The sequence below is a fragment of the Streptomyces morookaense genome (assembly GCF_013030945.1).
Classification (GTDB): Bacteria; Actinomycetota; Actinomycetes; order Streptomycetales; family Streptomycetaceae; genus Streptomyces; species Streptomyces morookaensis.
Genome location: NZ_JABBXF010000008.1, coordinates 146,958 through 154,475 on the forward strand (window position 1 = coordinate 146,958; position 7,518 = coordinate 154,475).

Sequence of the window (7,518 nt, forward strand, 5' to 3'; positions counted from 1 at the left end):
TTGCAGCCCTCCAGGGCGGTGAGGATGTCAATTCGACACGGCCCCGCACTACGGCGCGGGCCTGTCCGAACAGCGGCTCGGCGCGGTGCTGCGAGGGTGTCCGCGGGACGCGTTCACGGTGTCCACGAAGGTGGGGCGCCTGCTCGGCGCGGAGGGCGACGGGGGCGCGCCCGAGTTCACGGGCGCGCCGGACCGGGTGCGGATCCGGGACTACAGCCGTGACGGGGTGCTGCGCAGCCTGGAGTCGAGCCTGGGGCGGCTCGGTCTGGACCGGGTGGACGTGGTGTACGTCCACGACCCGGACGAGCACTGGGAGCAGGCGGTCGAGGAGGCCTTCCCTGCGCTGGCGCAGCTGCGGGCGGAGGGGGTGGTGGGGGCGATCGGGGCCGGGATGAACCAGACGGCCATGCTGGCGCGGTTCGTGGCCGAAACGGATCTGGACGTGGTGCTGTGCGCGGGGCGCTGCAGTCTGCTGGAGGGCACAGCACAGCGGGAGTTGTTTCCGCTGTGCCGGCGGGAGGGGGTGGCGGCTGTCGCCGCGGGGGTGTTCAACAGTGGGGTGCTGGCCGGTCCCCGGCCGGGGGCGGCGTACGACTACGCGGCTGCGCCTCCGGCTGTGCTGGCGCGGGCTCGGCGGATCGCCGCGGTGTGCGGCCGGTACGGGGTGCCGCTCGCGGCGGCGGCGCTGGCGTGGGCGGGGCGGGACGAGGCAGCGGCGTGCGTGCTGGTCGGGATGCGGAGCGCGACGGAGGTCGCGGAGGATGTGCGGTTGGCGGCTGTTGCGGTACCGGACGCCCTTTGGGAGCAGTTGGAGGGTGCGGGGTTGTTGCCGTGACCGGGGTGACCGTGGGGTGGTTGCCGCCCCGGGCGCGGGAACTGTGCGAGCAACCACGACGCGCCCGCAGCCGAAGGGTCACCGCGCCCCATCGACCGTGCCCCGAACCGGGGGTTCACCCCGTATGGTTCCGGCATGCCATTGACGCGCCCCCGCTGGGCCGGTCCACGGCTCCTGAACGTCTACCGACTGCTCGCCGCCGGCGCCCTCGCCGGCATCCTCCTCGCGGGCATGGCCATGCCCGCCCTCGGCATGCTCGGCCTGACCGCCAAATCCGCGACCGACGACTTCAACGGCCTCCCCGACGCCCTCACTTCCTCGCCCCTCACCCAGTCCTCCCGCATCTACGATGCGAAGGGCGGCCTCATCGCCACCGTCTACGACCGCAACCGCACCGTCGTACCCGGCGACCGCATAGCCCCGGTGATGCGCAAGGCCCTCGTCGACATCGAGGACAACCGTTTCTACCGGCACGGCGCGGTGGACCTCAAGAGCGTGCTGCGCGCACTCGACCGCAACACCGCCAACGGCAGTGTCGTACAAGGCGCTTCGACCCTGACCCAGCAGTACGTGAAGAACGTCTTCGTCGAGGAGGCGGGCGACGACCCCAAAGCCGTCCAGCAGGCACAACGCCAGACCCTCGACCGCAAGATCCGCGAACTGCGCTACGCGATCGAGCTGGAGAAGACCCTCACGAAGGACGAGATCCTCACCGACTACCTCAACATCACCTACTTCGGCGAGCAGGCGTACGGCGTCGAGGCCGCCGCGGAGCGGTACTTCGGCGTGCACGCCGCGGACCTGTCGCTGCCGCAGGCGGCGCTGCTGGCCGGGCTGGTACGGTCCCCGTCCTCGTACGACCCGGTCGCCAACCCGAAGCTGGCCCGGCAGCGCCGCGACACCGTCCTGCGCAAGATGGCCCAGTACGGCGCCATCACCACCGCGCAGGCCCGGCAGGCCGCCGCCGAGCCGGTGAAGCTCGACCTCAACCCGCCGCGCCAGGGGTGCATCACCGCGGAGCAGGGCGCGGGGTTCTTCTGCGACTACATCCGCCGGACCGTCCTCGGCGATCCGGCCTTCGGCAGGACGGCCGCCGCCCGCAAGGCCCTGTGGCACCGCGGGGGTCTGCAGATCCGTACGACCCTGGATCCCCGGGCGCAGCAGGCCGTTGAGCAGTCGGTGACGTCCCACGTCTACACCACCGACCAGGCGGCCGCGGCGACGACCCTCGTGCAGCCGGGCACCGGCCGGATCCTGGCGATGGCCCAGAGCCGCGACTACGGCACGGGGGCGCACGAGACCGGCCTGAACCTCAACGTCGGTACGGCCATGGGCGGCGGGCTCGGGTTCCCCACCGGTTCCACGTTCAAGCCCGTCGTCGCGGCGGCGGCGCTGGAGGACGGCATCCGGCCGGACCGGAAGTATCCGTCCCCGTACTCGATGCCGTGGCCGGCCATGTCCGACTGCGAGGGGCACGGCTACACGGACGGCGGGCAGCAGGTGCACAACGACAGCCCGTCCCTGGTCGGCCCGTTCACGATGCCGGAGGCCATGGCCAAGTCCGTCAACACGTACTTCGCCCAGCTGGAGGCCGACACGGGCCTGTGCAAGGTGGCCGCGATGGCCGGCCGGCTGGGCATCGCGCGCCAGGCCGACGGGAATCCGCTCCGGATCGTGCCGTCCCTCACCCTCGGCACCAACGACCTGACGCCGCTGGACATGGCGAACGCGTACGCCGCGTTCGCGGCCCAGGGCACCTACTGCACGCCGGTCGCCGTCACCTCCGTCACCGGCCCGGACGGCAAGGAGATCGCGGTGCCGCGGACCGACTGCCGGCAGGCCATGTCGCAGGGGACCGCCGATGCCGTCTCGTCCATGCTCAAGGGCGTCGTCGAGGACGGCACCGGCAAGCCGGCCGGGCTGAGCGGCCGGGACAGCGCGGGGAAGACCGGCACCACGGACGCGGGCAAGCAGGTGTGGTTCGTGGGCTACACGTCGGGGCTGTCCGGCGCCACCGTCGTCAGCGACCCTGCGAGCCCCCAGGACCTCGACGGCCAGAGCATCGGCGGCGCCGTCATCGGCCAGGCCTTCGGGGGCACGCTGGCGGGACCGATCTGGCGCGATGCGATGGAGGGTGCCGCCCCGTAGGGGGCGCCCCGTTAGGGGCGCGGGGAACTGCGCGAGCAACCACGACGCGCCCGCATGCGCAGTTCCCCGCGCCCCTTACGGGGCGCTCACGCCGCCAGTACCGAGTCCGCCGCGCCGCGGCCCAGGAGTTCGTGCAGGAGCCGGGTCGCCGGCAGGGCCGGGTCGAGGTAGACGTGCTCGCGGCGGTGCCCGACAACCGCCAGCAGTTTGCGGAAGGTCTCCTTCGCCTCCTCCCGCTGCCCGGCACGGTGCTGCGCCTGCCCGAGCAGCCCCAGATGCAGCGGGAGCCGCAAGTGGCTCCTGGACAGCCGCAGTTCGTCCAGCGAGGCGTGCATCAGCGCGAGCCCCTCGGTCTCCCGCCCGGAGTGGGTCAGCGCCCACCCCCGCGGCACGCTCAGCATCGCCCTCCAGTAGAGCAGCCCATGGTCGGCCGCCACCTTCACCCCCTCGTCGGTGGTCGCGAGCACGGTGTCCGCGTCCCCCTCCCAGGCGGCCAGCACCGCGTCCACGTACAGGGCGAACGACCGGTCGGAGGGCCGGCTCTCGTAACCGGTCAGGCGCAGCAGTTCCGCGCGGCGCTGCGCGGCCTTCTTGCGGTCGCCGAGGAGCCAGCGGGTGAAGGCGTCGTAGGAGCGGCAGGAGACGCGCGGGTCGTGCTGGAAGGTGCGGGCGAGTTCATGTCCCTCGCGGGCGAAGCGGTCGGCCATCGTGACGGCGTGGTCCAGTTCCCCGAGCGCCTCGGGCAGCCGGCCCCGCACGTGCAGCACGATGCCCTCGCCGTAGGCCGCGCCGAGCAGGGCCACCGGGTGCTGCGTGCGGGCGGCGATCTCCCGTGACAGGCCGGAGAACTGGCGCGATTCGTCGTAGCGGCCGGTGACCAGAAGTGCTGCGCACAGGGCCCACAGCACGGACGGGTCCTCGGGTGCGTGGGTGACGTTGCTCAGCGCGCGGCCGCGGCCCAGGGCCGCCTCGGCCTCGGCGTCGCCGTAACCCCGCGTGGTGGCCAGCACTTGGCCGAGCTGGATGTGGAGCCGCTGTTCCAGGCCGCGTGCCGAGGTGTCGTCGGGCGACAGGTAGCCGACGAGGTGCACGGCGCGGCGCAGCCAGGTCTCGACGTGCTCGTACGCCAGGTGCTTCTCGGCGTGCTCGGCGGCGCGCAGCAGCCGGGGCAGCGCCTCCTCGGCATGGATGGCGTCCTTGGCGTTCCAGGTGTGGTGGGCGACCCGCTCGATCTCCTCGTCCCCCACCGTCCCGTGCCGCCGGGTGCACAGCGCCTCGGCGATGCGGGCGTGCAGCCGGTGGCGTTCGTCGCGGGGGATCTCGTCGACGAGCGTCTCCCGCACCAGGGCGTGGGCGAAGTGCAGCCGCCCGGGGTGGTGCGGGTCCTCGCCGAGCAGTTCGGCGCGGATCGCCGACTCCAGTGCGGTGGCCACGGGTTCGGGCTCGGTGTCGGCGATGCGCAGCAGCAGGTCCGTGTCGATCTCGTCGCCGACGACGGCGCACAACTGCAGGAGGCGCAGGACCTGTTCGGGCAGGGCGGCGAAGCGCTGGCGCAGCGCCTCGCGCACGCCGGTGGGTATCCGGGTGAGGAAGACGTCCGTGGCGCCGTTGTCGTGCAGGCGGCGGGCGTCGCCGAGGAGGGAGAGGAGCTGCATGACGAAGTACGGGTTGCCCTCGCTGCGCCGGTGCAGCGCCTCGACGACGTCCGCACCGACGCCCGGCCCGGCCTGGGCCTCGACGAGGGCGGCGACGGCGGGGCGGGAGAGCCCGTCGAGCCGCAGCGTCTCGGTGCGGGGGCCTCTGAGGACGTCGGACAGCAGCCGGCTCATGGTGGCGTCGGAGTCGACGGCGAAGTCCCGTGCGGTGAGCACGATGCTCAGCGGGTGTCCCTGGCGGCGGGTGCCGAGCAGGGCGAGCAGCTCCAGGGAGGGGGTGTCGGCCCAGTGCAGGTCCTCCAGGAGCAGCACGACGGGGCGTTTGGCGGCCAGGGCGACCAGGACCTCGCACACCGCGTCGTGGGTGAGGAAGCGGGCCTGCGCCCAGTCGGCCTCGGAGGCCGGCAACGCCCCGGTCCCGGCGAGCCGTTCGGGCATCAGCGGGGCCAGCAGCGGGCCGAAGGGGGCGGTGGCGGCGCGGAAGGCGTCCGGCCGGGCGGCCGAGAGGCGGCGCAGGACCTGGGTCCACAGCCAGTAGGGCGGGACGCCCTCGCCGGGGTGGCAGTGGCTCCAGACCACGTCGAGGTTCTCGTAGGCGGTCTCCAGGCCGGGGGCGAGTTCCGTCAGCAGCCGGGTCTTGCCGACGCCGGCCGGGCCGAGGACGGCCGCCACATGGCCGTGGCCGGTGAGGGCACCCGCCCCGGCGGTCACCAGGCGGTGCAGTTCCTGTTCCCGGCCGACCAGCGGCGAGGGGACTCCTCCTCGGGGCGCGGCCGGCTCCGGGGCGACTGCGGGCGGGGGCGCGTCGGCGGCCGGGGGTTCGGCGGTCGGTACGGGCGGTGCGGCGCCGTCCGGTTCGGCGACGGCCGGTTCCTGGCGGAGGATCGCGGTGTGCACCCGCTGGAGTTCGAGGGCGGTGTCCACCCCGAACTCCTCGACGAGATGGCTGCGGGTGCGCTCGTAGACCTCCAGCGCCTCGGCCTGCCGGCCGAGCCGCGAGAGCGCCGTCATCAGGTGACCGACGAGCCGTTCGCGGGTGGGGTGCCGGCGTACCTCGCGGTCGAGTTCCGCGGCCACCTCGTCGGCGGCCCCGAGGGCGAGCCCGGCCTCGGCGCACGACTCCAGGGCGGTGAGCCGCAGTTGCTCCAGCCGGATCGTTTCGTCGACCAGTGGCGGGTGCGCCGCGAACTCCGTGTACGGGGAGCCGTGCCACAGCCCCAGCGCCTCGGTGAGCCGGTCGCGGGCGGTGCGCGGGTCGTCGCGGTCCAGCAGCTGCCGTCCGGCGGTGACCAGTTGCTCGAAGCGGCCGGCGTCGGTGCGCTCCGGGGCGAGGTCGAGGACGTATCCGGGCGCCCGGTGACGCAGCACCGAGGGGGTGCCGTTGCCCGCCGCGGGGTCCAGGACGCCGCGCAGATGGGAGACATGGCTCTGCAGCGTGGCGACGGCCTGCCGCGGGGGGCCGTCCGGCCACAGCTCCTCGACGAGCAGCTCGGTGGGCACGACCCGGCCCAGGCGTATGAGCAGCAGCGCCAGCAGGGCCCGGCGGCGCGGGGGGCCGAGCGGCAGGTCGGTCCCCTCGTGCTGCGCCGTCATGGGGCCCAGGACGCGCAGCAGCGGTCCGGGCGGCAGGCCCCGCCCGGTGGGCGGCGACGTGCTCGGCGACTGCGGTGCGGGCATACGGGTTCCTGTCGTTCTACGCGCGGGCTGTGCCGGTGGGCGGGGCGGGCTGTGACCGCCCCCCTCCGGAAAGTGATCTTGGCATAGGGAACGAATCATTCCAAGGTCTCCTATCAGCCAACGGCAAGCGGGCCGCAAGGAATCGGCAAGCGCCTGCGCCCGGCCGGCAAGGCGCCGCCAGCGTCCCGACCAGGCCACGGCAAGGGGGGTGACGCACGATGAGGCGGCGCCGGCCGGCGACCCCCCACCGCCGGCCGGACACTGCACCGGACCGGACCCCGGTGCAGACCGCACAGCAGACAGGGACCACCAAGCCCCCATGCCATTCGCGATTCTTTTTCCAGGACAGGGCGCACAGTTCCGGGGGATGGGAGCGGATGTCTTCCACCGCTACCCCGGGCTCACCCGCTTCGCCTGCGACGTCCTGGGCTACGACCTCGTCGCCCTGTGCCGCGACGACCCCGACGGCCTGCTCTCGCACACGGAGTACACCCAGCCCGCCCTCTACACCGTCAACGCCCTGCACACCTTCGAGCGCGCGCACCGCGAGGAGCGGCGGGCCGACTGCTATCTCGGCCACAGCCTGGGCGAGTACAACGCCCTGCTGGCCGCAGGGGTCTTCGACTTCGAGACGGGCCTGCGGCTCGTCCGGCGCCGCGGCGAGCTCATGGCCGCCGCGTCCGGCGGCGGCATGGCCGCGGTCATGGACACCCCCGAGGAGCGCCTGCGGGAGATCCTCGCGCAGGACGGCGTCGCCGGGATCGACGTGGCCGGCTACAACACCGACACCCAGCTCGTCATCGCCGGCCCGTCCGACGCGCTGCAGGACGCGCAGGCGGCGCTGCGGCGCCGGGACGTGCGCTGCGTCCCGCTGCGCGTCAGCGCCCCGTTCCATTCGCGCTACATGGAACCGGCGCGTGCCGCCTTCGAGGAATTCCTCGGGCAGTTCGCCTTCGCGGAGCCCACGACCCCGGTGATCGCCAATGTGACCGGGCGCCCGTACGAAAAGGGCGCGATCGTCCGGACCCTGAGCGAGCAGCTCGTCGCGCCGGTGCGCTGGACGGACAGCATCCGCGGCCTGCTCACCCACGACACCCCGCTGGAATGCGAGGAGGTGGGCGGCAGGTCCCTGCTGCGCATGGTCGACGGCATCCGCGCCTCCTCCCCCTCTTTCTCCCCCGCCTGAAACAGGACGTGACACAC

Annotated in this window: 3 protein-coding genes and 1 pseudogene; 3 read left to right on the forward strand and 1 reads right to left on the reverse strand. The window is 73.5% G+C overall.

Annotated features, from left to right (window positions below; genetic code table 11):
• Positions 1-43: 43 nt before the first annotated feature.
• A pseudogene (locus tag HG542_RS05250) lies at positions 44-835 on the forward strand (aldo/keto reductase); the annotation flags it as partial.
• Between the two features lie 135 nt (positions 836-970).
• Positions 971-2,983 carry a transglycosylase domain-containing protein gene (locus tag HG542_RS05255; protein ID WP_171078841.1) on the forward strand — a complete coding sequence of 671 codons (2,013 nt, stop codon included), beginning with the start codon at positions 971-973 and terminating at the stop codon, positions 2,981-2,983.
• Positions 2,984-3,069: 86 nt separating this feature from the next.
• On the opposite strand, the gene HG542_RS05260 is transcribed toward HG542_RS05255, so the two are convergent.
• Positions 3,070-6,315 (reverse strand): ATP-binding protein, encoded by a 3,246-nt coding sequence (locus HG542_RS05260; RefSeq protein ID WP_171078842.1) that lies wholly within the window; start codon positions 6,313-6,315, stop codon positions 3,070-3,072.
• A 319-nt stretch (positions 6,316-6,634) separates the two neighbouring features.
• Between HG542_RS05260 and fabD the strand changes: the two genes are divergently transcribed.
• Positions 6,635-7,501, forward strand: coding sequence for an ACP S-malonyltransferase (fabD, locus tag HG542_RS05265; RefSeq protein ID WP_171078843.1), 867 nt, complete (start codon positions 6,635-6,637; stop codon positions 7,499-7,501).
• The last annotated feature ends 17 nt before the right edge of the window (positions 7,502-7,518 follow it).